The following is a 15,597-nucleotide window of genomic DNA, read 5'->3' on the forward strand; positions in this document are numbered from 1 at the left end:
CGCAGCGCGAAACGATCAATCCCCATTTACATCGACTCAGTCAAGGAATTGCCATGCGTGTGGCGGAAGTCGTTCGCAATACCAGCGAAACGCAGATCCGTGTGAAGCTCAATCTCGACGGCACGGGCCAGCAGAAGCTGGCCACCGGCGTGCCGTTCCTCGACCATATGCTCGACCAGATCGCTCGACACGGTCTGGTCGATCTCGAGGTTGAAGCGCATGGCGATACGCATATCGACGATCACCACACGGTCGAGGATGTCGGCATCACGCTCGGCCAGGCCGTCGCGAAGGCGATCGGCGACCGCAAGGGCATCCGCCGCTACGGCCATTCGTACGTGCCGCTCGACGAGGCGCTGTCGCGCGTCGTGATCGACTTCTCCGGCCGGCCGGGTCTCGAATTCCACGTGCCGTTCACGCGGGCGCGGATCGGCACGTTCGACGTCGACCTGTCGATCGAATTCTTCCGCGGTTTCGTGAACCACGCGGGCGTCACGCTGCACATCGACAACCTGCGCGGGATCAACGCGCACCATCAGCTCGAAACGGTGTTCAAGGCCTTCGGCCGTGCGCTGCGCGCGGCGGTGGAGCTGGACGAGCGTGCGGCGGGGCAGATCCCGTCGACGAAGGGCAGTCTCTGAACCTGAACTGACCGGACGGCGCGTCAAGGACAACCTCACGGCTTCGGCGCGCGGCGCCGGCTTGCGATGGATCTGCTCAAATCGTTCATATCGCTGCTGGCGCTGATCAATCCGGTCGGCGCGGTGCCGTTCTTCCTGAGCCTGACGGCGCAGCAGACGGATGCCGAGCGGCGGCGCACGATCCGGATCGCGTCGGTGTCGGTGTTCTGCGTGATCACGGTGACGACGCTGCTCGGGCAGCAGATCATCGACTTCTTCGGCATTTCGGTCGGGTCGCTCGAAGTGGGCGGCGGGATCATCATGCTGCTGATGGCGATCAACATGCTGAACGCGCAGATCGGCAACACGCGATCGACGCCGGAGGAGCGCCACGAGGCGGAGCTGAAGGACAACATCGCGGTCGTGCCGCTGGCGATTCCGCTGCTCACGGGCCCCGGCTCGATCAGCACGGTGATCATCTATGCGGCGAACTCGCATCACTGGTATGAGCGGGCCGGACTGGTCGCGATCGGCGCGGTCCTGGCTTTTCTGTGTTTCGTCGCGATGCGGCTCGCCGAGCCGATCGCGAACTGGATCGGCCGCACGGGCATCAACATCGCCACGCGGCTGATGGGTCTGATGCTGTCGGCGCTGGCGGTGGAATTCATCGTCAATGGATTGAGGGCGCTACTGCCTGCACTGAGATGAAAACTTCGATTGCGATTGTGGATTATGGGATGGGCAACCTGCGCTCGGTCGCGCAGGCGCTCAAGAAGGCCGAACCGGCCGCCGACGTGGCGATCGTCGACACGCCGGCCGCGATCCGCGCGGCCGACCGTGTCGTGCTGCCCGGCCAGGGCGCGATGCCCGACTGCATGCGCAGCCTCGGCGAATCGGGCCTGCAGGAGGCCGTGATCGAGGCCTCGCGCACGAAGCCGCTGCTCGGCGTGTGCGTCGGCGAGCAGATGCTGTTCGACTGGAGTGCGGAAGGCGACACGAAGGGTCTCGGCCTGTTGCCCGGCAAGGTCGTGCGTTTCGCGCTCGACGGCCGCCTGCAGGACGACGGCTCGCGCTTCAAGGTGCCGCAGATGGGCTGGAACCGCGTGCGCCAGGCGCAGCCGCACCCGCTGTGGGACGGCGTGCCCGACGACGCGTATTTCTACTTCGTGCACAGTTATTACGTGACGCCGGACAACCCGGCGCATACGGTTGGCGAAACGGCCTACGGCGCGCCGTTTACGTCCGCGGTCGCGCGGGACAACCTGTTCGCGACCCAATTCCACCCGGAGAAAAGCGCGGAGGTCGGGTTGCGTCTGTATCGCAACTTCGTACACTGGAAGCCGTAAAACGTGGTGCGCGAGCCACAGTCGATCTGGCCGAACGGCCTGTCGCACGGCGCGCTCGCGCCTAAGCGCCGAAAGAGTTGTACTAAACTAGCGAGACGGCGCGGTACCGGATTGGCCGGTACGCGCCGGATTCTTTTCTTTTTCCACGACGACACCCGATTGCTATGTTGCTGATTCCGGCCATCGACCTCAAAGACGGTCAGTGTGTGCGCCTCAAACAGGGCGATATGGACCAGGCCACGATTTTTTCCGAGGACCCGGCGGCGATGGCCCGCAAGTGGGTCGATCTCGGCGCCCGGCGGCTCCATCTCGTCGACCTGAACGGCGCGTTCGCCGGCAAGCCGAAGAATCTCGAGGCGATCGAAGCGATCCTCGACGAGGTCGGCGATGAAATTCCCGTCCAGCTCGGCGGCGGCATCCGCAGCCTCGAGACGATCGAGAAGTATCTCGACGCCGGCCTGTCCTACGTGATCATCGGGACGGCCGCCGTGAAGAACCCCGGCTTCCTGCAGGACGCGTGCACCGCGTTCTCCGGCAACATCATCGTCGGCCTGGACGCGAAGGACGGCAAGGTCGCGACCGACGGCTGGAGCAAGCTGACCGGCCACGAAGTGATCGACCTTGCGCGCAAGTTCGAGGACTACGGCGTCGAATCGATCGTCTACACGGACATCGGCCGCGACGGGATGCTGCAGGGCATCAACATCGACGCGACCGTGAAGCTCGCGCAGGCAGTCGGCATCCCCGTGATCGCCAGCGGCGGCCTGTCGAACCTCACGGACATCGAGAACCTGTGCGAAGTCGAGGAGCACGGCGTCGAAGGCGTGATCTGCGGCCGGGCGATCTACTCCGGCGATCTCGATTTCGCGGCCGCGCAAAGGCGCGCGGACGAACTGAACGGCGAACTCGACAACGCGTAAGCGCGGTTGTCCCGCTCGCCGGGGCTGCCTGCAGGCGGCCCCGACCGGAAGCCTCGCGCGAGGCTTTCCGCAACCGGCCGTCCCATCGCGGCATTTGGCGCAACATCATGGCTCTAGCTAAACGCATCATCCCCTGCCTGGACGTGACTGCCGGGCGTGTCGTCAAGGGCGTCAACTTCGTCGAGCTGCGCGACGCCGGCGATCCTGTCGAGATCGCCCGCCGCTACGACGACCAGGGCGCCGACGAACTGACGTTCCTCGACATCACCGCGACGTCCGACCAGCGCGACCTGATCCTGCCGATCATCGAAGCCGTCGCGTCGCAGGTGTTCATTCCGCTGACCGTCGGCGGCGGCGTGCGCGCCGTCGAGGACGTGCGACGCCTGCTGAACGCGGGCGCGGACAAGGTCAGCATGAATTCGTCGGCGGTCGCGAACCCGCAGCTCGTGCGCGACGCGGCCGACAAGTACGGCTCGCAGTGCATCGTCGTCGCGATCGACGCGAAGCGCGTGTCGGCCGAGGGCGAAGCGCCGCGCTGGGAAGTGTTCACGCACGGCGGCCGCAAGAACACGGGCCTCGACGCGATCGAATGGGCGCGCAAGATGGCCGAGCTCGGCGCGGGCGAGATCCTGCTCACGAGCATGGACCGCGACGGCACCAAGTCGGGCTTCGACCTCGCGCTCACGCGCGGCGTGTCGGACGCGGTGCCGGTGCCGGTGATCGCGTCGGGCGGTGTCGGCTCGCTGCAGCACCTGGCCGACGGCATCAAGGACGGCCGCGCCGATGCGGTGCTGGCCGCGAGTATCTTCCACTACGGCGAGCACACGGTCGGCGAGGCGAAGCGCTTCATGGCCGACCAGGGCATCCCGGTGAGGCTGTGATGAATACGGAAACGAATGCATTGCCCGCGTGGCTCGACAAGGTCCGCTGGGACGACAACGGCCTCGTGCCGGTGATCGCGCAGGAGGCGTCGACGAACGACGTGCTGATGTTCGCGTGGATGAACCGCGAGGCGCTGGCGAAGACGATCGAGACGCAGCGCGCGGTCTACTATTCGCGCTCGCGCAAGCGCCTGTGGTTCAAGGGCGAGGAGTCGGGCCACGTGCAGCACGTGCACGAGGTGCGGCTCGATTGCGACGAGGACGTCGTGCTGCTGAAGGTCGAGCAGGTGTCGGGCATCGCGTGCCACACCGGCCGGCATTCGTGCTTCTTCCAGAAATTCGAGGGCACCGTCGACAGCGGCGACTGGGTCGCGGTCGAACCGGTGCTGAAAGATCCCGAACACATCTACAAATGACGCAATCGACCGAAGACACCCTGCTGCGCCTCGCGGCCGTGATCGATAGCCGCAAGGGCGGCGATCCCGATCAATCGTACGTATCGCGCCTGTTCCACAAGGGCGACGACGCGGTGCTGAAGAAGATCGGCGAAGAGGCGACGGAAGTCGTGCTGGCCGCGAAGGACGTGCGCCAGGGCGGCGCGCCGACCGCGCTCGTCGGCGAGGTGGCCGACCTGTGGTTCCACTGCCTCGTGATGCTGTCGCATTTCGACCTGAGCCCGGCCGACGTGATCGGCGAGCTCGAGCGCCGCGAAGGGCTGTCGGGTATCGAGGAGAAGGCCCTGCGCAAGCGTCGCGAGCGCGAGGAAAACGGCGGTTGACAGGCCCTTGTCGCGGGATGGCCACAGTGCGGTAAGCTGTAAGAATTGTCATCTAACGGGGGTAGCATCATGACCGATACGCCAAGCCAGTTTCCGCCGCCGTCGGTGCCGGGGGCCGCGGACGCCGAGCGCCTGAACGGGCTGCGCACGCTGACTCACGTGCTCTACGGCCTCTATGCGTTTCATTGGCTGACGGGCGGCGTCACGGGCATCATCGCGATCATCATCAACTACGTGAAGCGCGACGATGTGGCCGGCACGCCGTATGCGGCCCACTTCGAGTGGCAGATCCGCACGTTCTGGCGCGCGCTGATCGCGTATGTGATCGGGTTCGCGCTCATGTTCGTGGTGATCGGATTCGCAGTGATGTTTGTCACATGGATCTGGACGCTGTACCGTATCATCAAGGGTTGGCTGTACCTGAACGACAACAAGCCGCTCGATCCGCAGGCCTGGTTCTGACCGGCCTCGGGCGGGCGTCTGCAGGAGCAACATGAGTCACGATCCGAATTGCCTGTTCTGCAAGATCGCGGCAGGCGAGATCCCGAGCACGAAGGTGCACGAGGATGACGAATTCGTCGCGTTCCGCGACATCCGCCCGGCGGCCGAGACCCACGTGCTCGTGATTCCGCGCCAGCATCTGCCGACGCTGTCGGCGGCGAGCGACGCCGACGCACCGATGCTCGGCCGGCTGATGCTGCTCGTCTCGCGTCTCGCCGGCCAGCTCGGCGTCGCGTATACGGGCGGCGAAACCGGTTTCCGTACGGTGATCAACACGGGCCCGGGCGGCGGGCAGGAGGTCTACCACCTGCACGCGCATATCCTGGCCGGCCCGCGCCCCTGGCAGCGGATGGGTTGACGGCGCGGGGCGTTTCCCCGCATCGATGGTCGAAGCCGGCGCGTTGCCGGCGATTTACGCCGCATCGCGGCGTGGTTGAGGAGAGGTTTCATCATGGGTGGATTGAGCATTTGGCACTGGCTGATCGTGCTGCTGATCGTCGCGCTGGTTTTCGGTACGAAGAAGTTGCGCAACATCGGCAACGACCTCGGCAGTGCCGTGAAGGGTTTCAAGGACGGCATGAAGGACGGCGAAGCACCGGCGGACGCGCAGCAACTGCCGCGCTCGGGCTCGGTCGACGTCAACGCGAAGGAAACGACGCGTTCCGACTCGAACAAGGCGTAACGCCGGTACGCTGACAGGCATTCGCGATGCTGGATCTCGGTCTTTCGAAGATGGCGCTGATCGGCGTCGTCGCGCTCGTGGTGCTCGGCCCCGAGCGCCTGCCGCGCGTTGCGCGCACGGCAGGCGCGCTGTTCGGCCGTGCGCAGCGGTACATCAACGACGTGAAGGCCGAGGTCTCGCGCGAAATCGAACTCGACGCGCTGCGGACGATGAAGACCGATTTCGAGTCGGCCGCGCGCAATGTCGAGACGACGATTCACGACAACCTGCGTGAGCACGAGAAGGAACTGAACGACACGTGGCATTCCGCGGTCGGCGGTCTCAACGAAGCGGCGGGCGACGCCGGTTCGACGGGTTCCGATACGCCCGCCATGCCGTCGTGGCGCGGCAGTTCGGCCGCGCTCGCGCCGAAGCGCCGCAACTGGCGCGTCAAGCAGGCGGCTGCGCCTGCCTGGTACAAGCGCGCGACCACCCGCCGTACCCACGTGCAGTCGGGCGCCGCGCGTGTCGCGCGCCACCAGCCGGCCAGCCTGCGCCGGCCGACGCGCTTCTTCTGAGCCGAGCGCATGCTCGCTCGTCAATCCTACCGAGGGCCGGTGTGAGCGACCCCCAGCAGAACCCGGGCGACGCCCCGGAAGAAACCTTCATTTCCCATCTCGTCGAGCTTCGCGATCGCATCATTCGCGCGGGCGCGGCCGTGATCGTCGTGTTCCTCGGGCTCGTCTACTGGGCGCCCGACATCTTCCGGCTGCTCGCGCGGCCGCTGATGGAGAACCTGCCGAAGGACGGCAAGATGATCGTCACCGACGTCACCGGCTCGTTCTTCGTGCCGATGAAGGTCACGATGCTCGTCGCGCTCGTGATCGCGCTGCCGATCGTGCTGTACCAGATCTGGGCGTTCGTCGCGCCGGGGCTGTACCAGCACGAGAAGAAGCTCGTCGCGCCGCTCGTCGGCAGCAGCTACCTGCTGTTCCTGTGCGGGATGGCGTTTGCGTACTTCCTCGTGTTCCCGACGATCTTCCGCGTGATGGCGCACTACAACGCGCCGCTCGGCGCGGAAATGACCACCGACATCGACAACTACCTGAGCTTCGTGCTCGGGATGTTCATCGCGTTCGGGGTCACGTTCGAGGTGCCGATCGTCGTCGTGCTGCTCGTCCGGATGGGTGTGCTGTCGCTGAAGAAGCTGAAGGAGATGCGTCCGTACGTGATCGTCGGCGCGTTCGTCGTCGCGGCGGTCGTCACGCCGCCGGACGTGTTCTCGCAACTGATGCTCGCCTTGCCGCTGGTCGTGCTGTTCGAGATCGGGCTGCTGGCGGCGCGGTTCTTCGTGCCGAAGAAGCCGGCCGAGGAAGGCGAGGCGGGGAACGGCGAAGCCGCCAGTTGACGGCAGCGCGCCGGGCGGCGCGCGGCGGCCGGATTTCCGGGCGCCGGGCTTGAGCGAAACCCGGTCGCGTAGTCGGTCGGAAAGCGGAGGGCGGGGCCATCTGCCCGGCAACGACGGTCTTTCGATACAAAGCAAAAGGGCAGCCAACCGGCTGCCCTTTTTCATTTCCGACGGTGTCCGGGCATGCGGCCGTGCGCCGCTCGCCCGGCGTCACTCGGTATCGCTGTCCTGCTCGTCGAGCGCCTGCTTCGGCGGCGGCGGGCGCTTGCCGATCACCACGTTCAGGTCGAATGCCTTGCCCTTGCGCACGACGTGCACCTTGGTCGCCGTGCCGGGCTTGATTTGCGCGACGGTGTTCAGCAGCTTCGTGGTGTCGGTGATCTCGTCGCCGTTGACCGAGATCAGGATGTCGCCCGGCTTGATGCCGGCCTTGTCGGCCGGGCCGCCCTGCAGCACGCCGGCGACGATCGCGCCCGATTTCTGCGTCAGCCCGAACGATTCGGCGATCTCCGGCGTGACGTCTTGCGGCTCGACGCCGATCCAGCCGCGCGTGACCGAGCCCGTCGTGATGATGCTTTCCAGCACCGTGCGCGCGGTCGACACGGGGATCGCGAAGCCGATGCCGAGCGAGCCGCCCGAACGCGAGTAGATCGCGGTGTTGATGCCGAGCAGGTTGCCGTTCACGTCGACCAGCGCGCCGCCCGAGTTGCCGGGGTTGATCGGCGCGTCGGTCTGGATGAAGTTCTCGAACGTGTTGATGCCGAGGTGGTTGCGGCCCAGCGCGCTGATGATCCCCATCGTGACCGTCTGGCCGACGCCGAACGGGTTGCCGATCGCGAGCACGACGTCGCCGACCCGCGACTGGTCGGAGCGGCCGAGCGTGATCGTCGGCAGGTTCGTCATGTTGATCTTCAGCACGGCGAGATCGGTTTCGGGATCGCTGCCGATCACCTTCGCGGTGGCCGTGCGGCCGTCGGCGAGCGCGACTTCGATCTGGTCGGCGCCGTCCACGACGTGCTGGTTCGTTAGAATGTAACCTTCAGGGCTCACGATAACGCCCGAGCCAAGGTTGGCGGCCGGTTCGTCCTGCTGCTTGCGGGCGTTGCGGTCGCCGAAGAAGTAGCGGAACAGCGGATCTTTCGCGCGCGGGTCGGGCGGCAGCGAGCCGTCCTTGCTGGAGAACACGTTGACGACGGCCGGCATCGCCTTTTGCGCGGCTTCGGCGTACGACGTGGTCGCCGGTGCGCCGCCGATGCCCGGCGCGACTTCCCGCAGCGCAACGATCGGCGTGGCGAGCTGCTTGCCGAGCTGTCCTTGCCGTTGCAGCCATTGCGGCTTGAGCGTCACGACGATGAACATCAGCGCGAGCAGCACGGTAACCGCCTGCGCGAAGAACAGCCAGAAGCGTCTAAGCATCTGAATGGATTAGAGGTTTATATGGATCGGATCGAACTTGAATTGTACTTGAACAATACCCTTGAAACCGCGCGCTTCAAGGACTATTGCCCGAATGGCCTCCAGGTCGAGGGGCGCCGCAAGATCGAGAAGATCGCCACCGGCGTGACGGCGTCGGTCGCGTTTCTCGAAGCCGCGCTCGAATGGGGGGCAGATGCCGTGCTGGTCCATCACGGCTATTTCTGGCGCAACGAGCCGCCGCAGATCACGGGCCGCAGGTACCAGCGCCTGAAGCTGCTGCTCGCGAACGACCTGAACCTGTTCGCGTTCCACCTGCCGCTCGACGCGCATCCCGAATTCGGCAACAACGCGCAGCTCGGCGACCGGCTTGGCCTGATCGGCGAGCAGCGGTTCGGCGAAGGTGACCTCGGCTGGATGGCGACGCTGCCGATGCCCGTCACGCTCGAGCACTTCGTCGCGAAGGTTGAACGCACGCTTGGCCGCACGCCGCTCGTGCTCGGCGATCCGGACATGCAGCTGCGCCGTATCGCGTGGTGCACGGGCGCCGCGCAAAGCTATTTCGACGCGGCGATCGACGCCGGCGCGGACGTGTTCCTGACCGGCGAGGTGTCCGAGTACGTGACGCACACGGCTGCCGAGAGCGGTGTCGCGTTCGTTGCGGCAGGGCACCATGCGACCGAGCGCTACGGAATCCAGGCACTTGGCGCCCACTTGTCGGAAGAATTCGATATCGAACACCTTTTTATCGATATCCATAACCCGGTCTGAATGCCGGATTTGCGGCAGCGCATCGAAATTTCACAATGTAGCGGATGCTTAAAAGCGAAATGATTTAATCGCTCCGATAGTGGGGGAAAACCCTTAACTATCAATCACTTCGAAGGGATTTTCATCTCCGGGCCTTGTAAATGGCGACTCCATTCGCGCAAACTAGCGGCGGAATGAAAAGTCGTGACGGAAAATCCAACTCAGAAGTGGGGCGTGTGATGCGAGACAAGGAAGAGAAACGCGTCGACAGCGGCCGCCGTACCTGGCTGATTGCGACATCCGTAGCAGGTGGCGTGGGAGGCGTAGCCACCGTCATACCTTTCGCGGCGTCGCTTGCGCCGTCCGCGAAAGCGAAAGCGGCCGGTGCACCGGTCGAAGTCGACATCAGCGGGCTGAAGCCCGGTGAAATGGTGACCGTGCCGTGGCGCGGCAAGCCGGTGTGGATCCTGAACCGCACCGACGCGATGCTCGCCGATGTGGTCAAGGCCGACAAGGAAGTGGCCGATCCGACCACCGAAAAGCCCTATACGATGCCGTTGCCCGCGTATTGCGCGAACGAATATCGCGCGCGGGCCGATCGCAAGAACATTCTCGTCGTGATGGCCGTGTGTACGCACCTCGGCTGCACGCCAAGCCAACGCTTCACGCCGGGTCCGCAGCCGAACCTGCCGGACGACTGGCCGGGCGGCTTCCTCTGCCCGTGCCATGGTTCGACCTACGACCTCGCCGGCCGTGTGTTCAAGAACAAACCGGCGCCTCAGAATCTCGACATCCCGCCCTACATGTTCACGTCGGCAACGACCCTCGTGATCGGCAAGGACGAGAAAGGAGAAGCGTGATGGCCGACAACAAGGAAGTCTCCACGACAGGTCTCACCGGCTGGATCGATCAGCGCTTCCCGCTCACGTCCACCTGGAAGAAGCACGTTTCCGAGTACTACGCGCCGAAGAACTTCAACTTCTGGTACTTCTTCGGCTCCCTCGCGCTGCTGGTGCTCGTCAACCAGATCGTCACCGGCATCTTCCTGACGATGAACTACAAGCCCGACTCGACGCTCGCGTTCGCGTCGGTCGAGTACATCATGCGCGAGGTGCCGTGGGGCTGGCTGATCCGCTACATGCACTCCACGGGCGCGTCGATGTTCTTCGTGGTCGTCTACCTGCACATGTTCCGCGGGCTGCTCTACGGGTCGTACCGCAAGCCGCGCGAACTCGTGTGGATCTTCGGCTGCGCGATCTTCCTGTGCCTGATGGCCGAGGCGTTCTTCGGCTACCTGCTGCCGTGGGGCCAGATGTCGTTCTGGGGCGCGCAGGTGATCGTGAACCTGTTCTCGGCGATCCCGTTCGTCGGCCCCGACCTGTCGCTGTGGATTCGCGGCGACTACGTCGTGTCGGACGTCACGCTGAACCGCTTCTTCGCGTTCCACGTGATCGCGATTCCGCTCGTGCTGGTCGGCCTCGTGATCGCGCACCTGGTCGCGCTGCACGAAGTGGGCTCGAACAACCCGGACGGCATCGAGATCAAGGCGAAGAAGGACGAGAACGGCGTGCCGCTCGACGGCATCCCGTTCCATCCGTACTACTCGGTGCATGATTTCCTCGGCGTGTGCGTGTTCCTGATGGTGTTCGCGCTGATCGTGTTCTTCTCGCCGGAGATGGGCGGCTACTTCCTCGAGGCGAACAACTTCGTCCCGGCGAACCCGCTGCAGACGCCGCCCGAGATCGCGCCGGTCTGGTACTTCACCGCGTTCTACGCGATGCTGCGCGCGACCACCGACCCGTTCAAGATCGTCCTGATGATCGTGATCGCGCTGCTCGGCGTGCTCGCGCTGATCCGCGCGCGCGGCAAGTGGAAGGTCGGCCTGCCGGTGCTGGCCGCGGCGATCGTCGTGTTCATGTACCTGACGGAGTCGAAGTTCTGGGGCGTCGTCGTGATGGGGTCCGCGGTGGTCTCGCTGTTCTTCCTGCCGTGGCTCGACCGCAGCCCGGTGAAGTCGATCCGCTACCGGCCGCTGTTCCACAAGGTCTTCCTCGGGATCTTCGTCGTGGCGTTCCTGACCCTCGGGTTCCTCGGCACGCGGCCGCCATCGCCGGCCTCGACGCTGATCGCGCAGGCCTGTGCGCTGATCTACTTCGCGTTCTTCCTCGGCATGCCCGTCTGGACGCCGCTTGGCACGTTCAAGCAGCCGCCGGAGCGGGTGCGCTTCAAGCCCCATTAACGTGAGCGAGGAGAGAACGACATGAAGAAACTGCTTTCGACACTCGCGCTGATCGGGGCGACCGCGTGTGCGCTGCTGGCGGCGCCGGCGGTTCGGGCGGAAGGTAATTTTCCGCTCGACCGGGCGCCCGATAACACGGAAAATCTCGTTTCGCTTCAGCACGGCGCGCAATTGTTTGTAAACTATTGCCTGAACTGCCACAGCGCGAACCTGATGCGCTACAACCGTCTGACGGATCTGGGCATATCCCAGAAGGAGATCGAAAAGAATCTCCTGTTCACGACCGACAAGGTCGGCAACACGATGTCCGTCGCGATGCGGCCCGAAGACGCGAAGAACTGGCTCGGCACCTCGCCGCCCGACCTGTCGGTCGAGGAGCGCGCGCGCGGCCGCGACTGGCTGTATACCTATCTGCGGAGCTTCTACCGCGACGATACACGGCCGAGCGGCTGGAACAACGCGGTGTTCGAGAACGTCGGCATGCCTCATGTACTGTGGCAGCTGCAGGGGCAGCGCACCGCCAAATTCGAAGACAAGACGGACGAGGAGACGGGCGAGAAGGTTCATACGCTCGTCGGCTTCCAGCAGGTCACACCGGGGACACTGTCCGCGGTGGATTATGATTCTGCGGTTGCCGACCTGGTGGCGTACATGACCTGGATGTCCGAGCCGGCTCAGCAGACCCGTAAACGCCTCGGCGTATGGGTGCTGATCTTTCTCGGTGTCCTGACTTTCCTGGCCTGGCGGCTCAATGCCGCGTACTGGAAAGATATCAAGTAATCACGCCTGACCGGCGTGGGGCCGGCGCAAGGTGGAACCCCGGAAGGGGTTCGCCGCGTGCCGGCCCTCGGCTTTTTTGAGGAAACGCAAACATGATGGTTCTGTATTCCGGCACAACTTGCCCGTTCTCCCAGCGTTGCCGGCTGGTGCTGTTCGAGAAGGGCATGGACTTCGAAATCCGTGACGTCGACCTGTTCAACAAGCCGGAAGACATTTCGGTGATGAACCCGTACGGTCAGGTGCCGATCCTGGTCGAGCGCGACCTGATCCTGTACGAATCGAACATCATCAACGAGTACATCGACGAGCGCTTCCCGCATCCGCAGCTGATGCCGGCCGACCCCGTGCAGCGCGCACGTGCACGCCTGTTCCTGCTCAACTTCGAGAAGGAACTGTTCGTCCACGTCAGCACGCTCGAGAACGAGAAGGGCAAGGCAGCGGAGAAGAACCACGAGAAGGCACGCCTTGCGATCCGCGATCGCCTGACGCAGCTCGCGCCGATCTTCGTGAAGAACAAGTACATGCTCGGCGAGGAATTCTCGATGCTCGACGTCGCGATCGCGCCGCTGCTGTGGCGTCTGGATCACTACGGCATCGAGCTGTCGAAGAACGCGGCGCCGCTGATGAAGTACGCCGAGCGGATCTTCAGCCGTCCGGCCTACATCGAAGCACTGACGCCGTCCGAAAAGGTCATGCGTCGTTGATGTGCAATGAGTGCATGACGGAGCGGGCGGCGCGGCATGCCGCGCCCCCGCTCCGGGTTCGAGGATTGTGATGCAAGAGATTTCAACGAAGCCTTATCTGCTGCGCGCGTTGTACGAGTGGTGCACCGATAACGGTTACACGCCGCATATCGCGGTGAGGGTCGACAACTCGACGCGCGTACCGCGTCAGTTCGTGCGTGACGGCGAGATCGTGCTCAACATCAGCTTCGAGGCGACGAGCCAGTTGCAGATGGGCAACGAGTGGATCGAGTTCACGGCCCGGTTCTCCGGGAAGGCGCACAAGATCGAGATTCCGGTTGCCAACGTGCTCGCGATCTACGCGCGCGAGAACGGGCAGGGCATGGCGTTCCAGGTCGATGCCGTCGCGGGTGAAGGCGCGGATTCGGGTGCGTTCGATGATGAAGCGGCGCAGACGGATGATGCGCAGCGCGACGAATCGCCTGCTGCATTGACGCCGGTGGCCGACAGCGGCGCGAACGAGGAGCCCTCCGAAGGCGCCGACGAACCGCCGAAAACCGACGGCGATGGCGACGGTTCAAAAGGTGGCAGCAGACCTCGCCTCAAGATCGTGAAATGAGGTAGAATCTCGCGCTACGCCGGCTTAGCTCATCTGGTAGAGCAGTTGATTTGTAATCATCAGGTGGCGGGTTCGAGTCCTGCAGCCGGCACCATATCTGACAAGGGGTTACGCGATGTTTGCGTAACCCCTTCGCGTTTCCAATTACCCCCTCACGTTTCCAATGCGCGTCAGCGAGACGGTTTTACGGGCCGCGTGCCGCGCACGTAGCGCGCCGTCATCCCGGGCCCGCTGTGTCCTGCCAAGCGCTGCCCTGCCTCCAGCCCTTCGTCGATCGTCTTGTGCGTAACGCCACGTGCGCGGAGGTCGCGGAACTGAAATTTTGCCTTGTCGATGCCGGCCAGCTCGCGCGCCTTGTCGAAGCGCGATCGCAGCTTGCCCTTCGTGAGGGGATAGCCTTCCTCGTCGCGCAACAGGTAAGGGGAAACGTCGACCTTCGAGCCCCGCCAAGCAAGTAGACGCTCGATCAGCGCCGCGAGGTCGCCCGTGATTTGTACCGTGACGAAGGCGCCGGTCTTCTGCGTGCGGAAGATGAGGTTGCCACGCACGATGTTGGAACGCTGCACGCGCAGGACGTCTGACGGTCGTTGTGCACATAGATCGGCCAGGTCCATCGCGTTGCGCAGCGGCTGGTCGGCCACGGCGTAGACGGACGCATACAGCTCGTCATCGATGAGGATGTCCTGGCGCCCGCTCTCTTTCTTCCCGCGCACGCCGGCGCACGGGTTCGCGATCGTCATCATTCCCCACAGTCGCCCGCAGTTCAGGGCCAGCGACAGCACGGCTTTCGTGCGGTTTGCTGTTACGACACCGCGTTTATCGGCCGTTGCGCGCCAGATCGCCGCGACGTCGGCGGGCGTGAGCGTGTCGAGCTCGCGATCGCCGATGACACCAGCGAGCCTGGAGAGGAACAGGTCGTACATGCGTTGCGTCGCCGCTGACTTCTGCGGCAGCTCGCGTAGGCGGTAGGCCTGCTCGAGCATGGCGAACGTGTGCCGGGTCGTTTCCGATGACGGCGCGCGCGCGCCCTCTAAGTCGGCCCAACGTTGGAGTGCGACGACGCGATCAGTGCCGAGCGGTTCGAGGATGCGCCGACCGTCAACCTGACCGTGATCGTAGTAGTAGCGCAGCGATCCGTCCGCGTTCTTGCGCGAACGGAAACGCGGAATCGCACCGGGAGTTTGTGCCTTGCCTGCCATCACACTGCGCCGAGATTCAGCGATGTGAGTTCGGCGGGCTGCGGTGCGCGCACCTGCTTGTTTTCGATGATTCCCATTTGCTTGTCGTGGTAAGCGCGTGCGACCAACACGCGCCCGTGCACGTCGACGACATGCGGCCAACCCTGCCGAGCGAGCCACAGGATTTGGCGCGCGCGTTGCGGCGTGCCGGTCAGTTCGCGCAGTTCTTGTCGGCCGAGGTAGGCGCCGGTGTCGCGCTGCGGGCCGCGACGTGAATATTCTTGCATGGTGATTTTCATTGCGGACGAGGACCACACGCAGCGCAATTGAGGGATTGGGGGATTGCGCGAAATGTGACTCTAACTATTTGATTCTTTGGGTTATTGCGTGCCCCTGGTTGCCCTCAAATATACGGGGCGCCCCCTTCTGATTGGGGGCCTAAAAAATAGGCAGCGTCCGCAATTGAGGGCAAAACGGGCATGACTCGGGGCATTGCGTTCGGGTCGATTCCTTGCCTCTCTTCGTATTCTTTCTTCTTCTTTTTCAATGAATTAGAGAGAGAAGAGAAAGAGGCGACGGCGGCCGACGCAAAAATACGACTAGGGGCAAAAACGACGCGACTAGGGGCAAATGCGCGACGACGCGGGGCGGGTGTCTTCTCAACAATCAATGACTTACGAGCGGACACCCCCCAAATCCCCGAGTTTTCTGCGCTGCATGCCCTGACCCTGCGGAAAATTCCGCCCGCGCGGCCCCCCTGCCTCAAGGCCCGAGCTGTTGCCCGGCCGTTTCGACTTGCGGGGGGGACGGGGGGAAGCGG

The 15,597-nt window shown here is 64.3% G+C and carries 21 protein-coding genes and 1 tRNA gene; 19 read left to right on the top strand and 3 right to left on the bottom strand.

The genetic code is table 11. The features are described from left to right. The first annotated feature begins 53 nt into the window (after positions 1-53). From hisB to tatC, 12 genes are all read left to right on the top strand, one after another. A complete protein-coding gene (gene hisB, locus QZM35_RS32640; protein WP_011350728.1) occupies positions 54-641 on the top strand; it encodes an imidazoleglycerol-phosphate dehydratase HisB in 588 nt (195 codons plus the stop codon). A gap of 66 nt (positions 642-707) precedes the next feature. Beyond that, positions 708-1,328 carry a YchE family NAAT transporter gene (locus QZM35_RS32645; protein ID WP_039366649.1) on the top strand — a complete coding sequence of 207 codons (621 nt, stop codon included), beginning with the start codon at positions 708-710 and terminating at the stop codon, positions 1,326-1,328. Further along, positions 1,325-1,966: an imidazole glycerol phosphate synthase subunit HisH gene (gene hisH / locus QZM35_RS32650; RefSeq protein ID WP_089424337.1), complete on the top strand. Its 642-nt coding sequence runs from the start codon at positions 1,325-1,327 to the stop codon at positions 1,964-1,966. Before QZM35_RS32645 ends, hisH begins: the two co-directional genes overlap by 4 nt. 164 nt (positions 1,967-2,130) lie before the next feature. Further along, a complete protein-coding gene (hisA, locus tag QZM35_RS32655; RefSeq protein ID WP_089424338.1) occupies positions 2,131-2,886 on the top strand; it encodes a 1-(5-phosphoribosyl)-5-[(5-phosphoribosylamino)methylideneamino]imidazole-4-carboxamide isomerase in 756 nt (251 codons plus the stop codon). Between the two features lie 107 nt (positions 2,887-2,993). Then, positions 2,994-3,767, top strand: coding sequence for an imidazole glycerol phosphate synthase subunit HisF (gene hisF, locus QZM35_RS32660; protein WP_301777490.1), 774 nt, complete (start codon positions 2,994-2,996; stop codon positions 3,765-3,767). Further along, positions 3,767-4,183 carry a phosphoribosyl-AMP cyclohydrolase gene (gene hisI, locus QZM35_RS32665; RefSeq protein ID WP_039366640.1) on the top strand — a complete coding sequence of 139 codons (417 nt, stop codon included), beginning with the start codon at positions 3,767-3,769 and terminating at the stop codon, positions 4,181-4,183. Before hisF ends, hisI begins: the two co-directional genes overlap by 1 nt. Further along, positions 4,180-4,545, top strand: a complete 366-nt coding sequence (locus tag QZM35_RS32670; protein WP_006751798.1) for a phosphoribosyl-ATP diphosphatase — start codon at positions 4,180-4,182, stop codon at positions 4,543-4,545. Before hisI ends, QZM35_RS32670 begins: the two co-directional genes overlap by 4 nt. Positions 4,546-4,614: 69 nt before the next feature. Then, entirely contained in the window at positions 4,615-5,007 is a 393-nt protein-coding gene (locus tag QZM35_RS32675) for a membrane protein (RefSeq protein ID WP_011350734.1), read from the top strand. Between the two features lie 31 nt (positions 5,008-5,038). Next, positions 5,039-5,404, top strand: coding sequence for a histidine triad nucleotide-binding protein (locus QZM35_RS32680; RefSeq protein WP_059491979.1), 366 nt, complete (start codon positions 5,039-5,041; stop codon positions 5,402-5,404). Between the two features lie 93 nt (positions 5,405-5,497). Next, positions 5,498-5,728, top strand: coding sequence for a Sec-independent protein translocase subunit TatA (gene tatA, locus QZM35_RS32685; RefSeq protein ID WP_021161850.1), 231 nt, complete (start codon positions 5,498-5,500; stop codon positions 5,726-5,728). A 26-nt stretch (positions 5,729-5,754) separates the two neighbouring features. After that, positions 5,755-6,285 carry a Sec-independent protein translocase protein TatB gene (gene tatB, locus QZM35_RS32690; protein WP_089424340.1) on the top strand — a complete coding sequence of 177 codons (531 nt, stop codon included), beginning with the start codon at positions 5,755-5,757 and terminating at the stop codon, positions 6,283-6,285. A 41-nt stretch (positions 6,286-6,326) separates the two neighbouring features. Further along, positions 6,327-7,115, top strand: coding sequence for a twin-arginine translocase subunit TatC (tatC, locus tag QZM35_RS32695; RefSeq protein ID WP_039366629.1), 789 nt, complete (start codon positions 6,327-6,329; stop codon positions 7,113-7,115). 210 nt (positions 7,116-7,325) lie between these two features. Here the strand turns inward: tatC and QZM35_RS32700 are convergent, their stop codons facing one another. Next, entirely contained in the window at positions 7,326-8,531 is a 1,206-nt protein-coding gene (locus QZM35_RS32700; RefSeq protein ID WP_089424342.1) for a Do family serine endopeptidase, read from the bottom strand. A 21-nt stretch (positions 8,532-8,552) separates the two neighbouring features. Here QZM35_RS32700 and QZM35_RS32705 point away from each other — a divergent pair, with 21 nt between their 5' ends. The 7 genes from QZM35_RS32705 (at position 8,553) to QZM35_RS32735 (ending at position 13,693) form a co-directional block, all read left to right on the top strand. After that, a complete protein-coding gene (locus QZM35_RS32705) occupies positions 8,553-9,299 on the top strand; it encodes a Nif3-like dinuclear metal center hexameric protein (RefSeq protein ID WP_089424343.1) in 747 nt (248 codons plus the stop codon). A gap of 218 nt (positions 9,300-9,517) precedes the next feature. Then, positions 9,518-10,138, top strand: coding sequence for a ubiquinol-cytochrome c reductase iron-sulfur subunit (gene petA, locus QZM35_RS32710; RefSeq protein ID WP_039366620.1), 621 nt, complete (start codon positions 9,518-9,520; stop codon positions 10,136-10,138). Beyond that, entirely contained in the window at positions 10,135-11,517 is a 1,383-nt protein-coding gene (locus QZM35_RS32715; protein WP_089424344.1) for a cytochrome bc complex cytochrome b subunit, read from the top strand. The genes petA and QZM35_RS32715 overlap by 4 nt, the downstream gene beginning before the upstream one ends. Before the next feature lie 21 nt (positions 11,518-11,538). Further along, positions 11,539-12,297: a cytochrome c1 gene (locus tag QZM35_RS32720; protein WP_071335456.1), complete on the top strand. Its 759-nt coding sequence runs from the start codon at positions 11,539-11,541 to the stop codon at positions 12,295-12,297. 92 nt (positions 12,298-12,389) lie between these two features. Further along, positions 12,390-13,001, top strand: coding sequence for a glutathione S-transferase N-terminal domain-containing protein (locus tag QZM35_RS32725; RefSeq protein ID WP_006400565.1), 612 nt, complete (start codon positions 12,390-12,392; stop codon positions 12,999-13,001). A gap of 70 nt (positions 13,002-13,071) precedes the next feature. After that, positions 13,072-13,599 carry a ClpXP protease specificity-enhancing factor gene (locus QZM35_RS32730; RefSeq protein ID WP_089424346.1) on the top strand — a complete coding sequence of 176 codons (528 nt, stop codon included), beginning with the start codon at positions 13,072-13,074 and terminating at the stop codon, positions 13,597-13,599. An 18-nt stretch (positions 13,600-13,617) separates the two neighbouring features. After that, a tRNA-Thr gene (locus QZM35_RS32735) sits at positions 13,618-13,693 on the top strand. A 76-nt stretch (positions 13,694-13,769) separates the two neighbouring features. Here QZM35_RS32735 and QZM35_RS32740 read toward each other — a convergent pair. Both QZM35_RS32740 and QZM35_RS32745 read right to left on the bottom strand, forming a co-directional pair. Beyond that, entirely contained in the window at positions 13,770-14,798 is a 1,029-nt protein-coding gene (locus QZM35_RS32740) for a tyrosine-type recombinase/integrase (protein ID WP_301777491.1), read from the bottom strand. Next, positions 14,798-15,076 carry a DUF4224 domain-containing protein gene (locus QZM35_RS32745; protein WP_301777492.1) on the bottom strand — a complete coding sequence of 93 codons (279 nt, stop codon included), beginning with the start codon at positions 15,074-15,076 and terminating at the stop codon, positions 14,798-14,800. Before QZM35_RS32745 ends, QZM35_RS32740 begins: the two co-directional genes overlap by 1 nt. Positions 15,077-15,597: the final 521 nt, after the last annotated feature.

This window comes from Burkholderia sp. AU45274 (assembly GCF_030482505.1).
Lineage (GTDB): Bacteria > Pseudomonadota > Gammaproteobacteria > Burkholderiales > Burkholderiaceae > Burkholderia.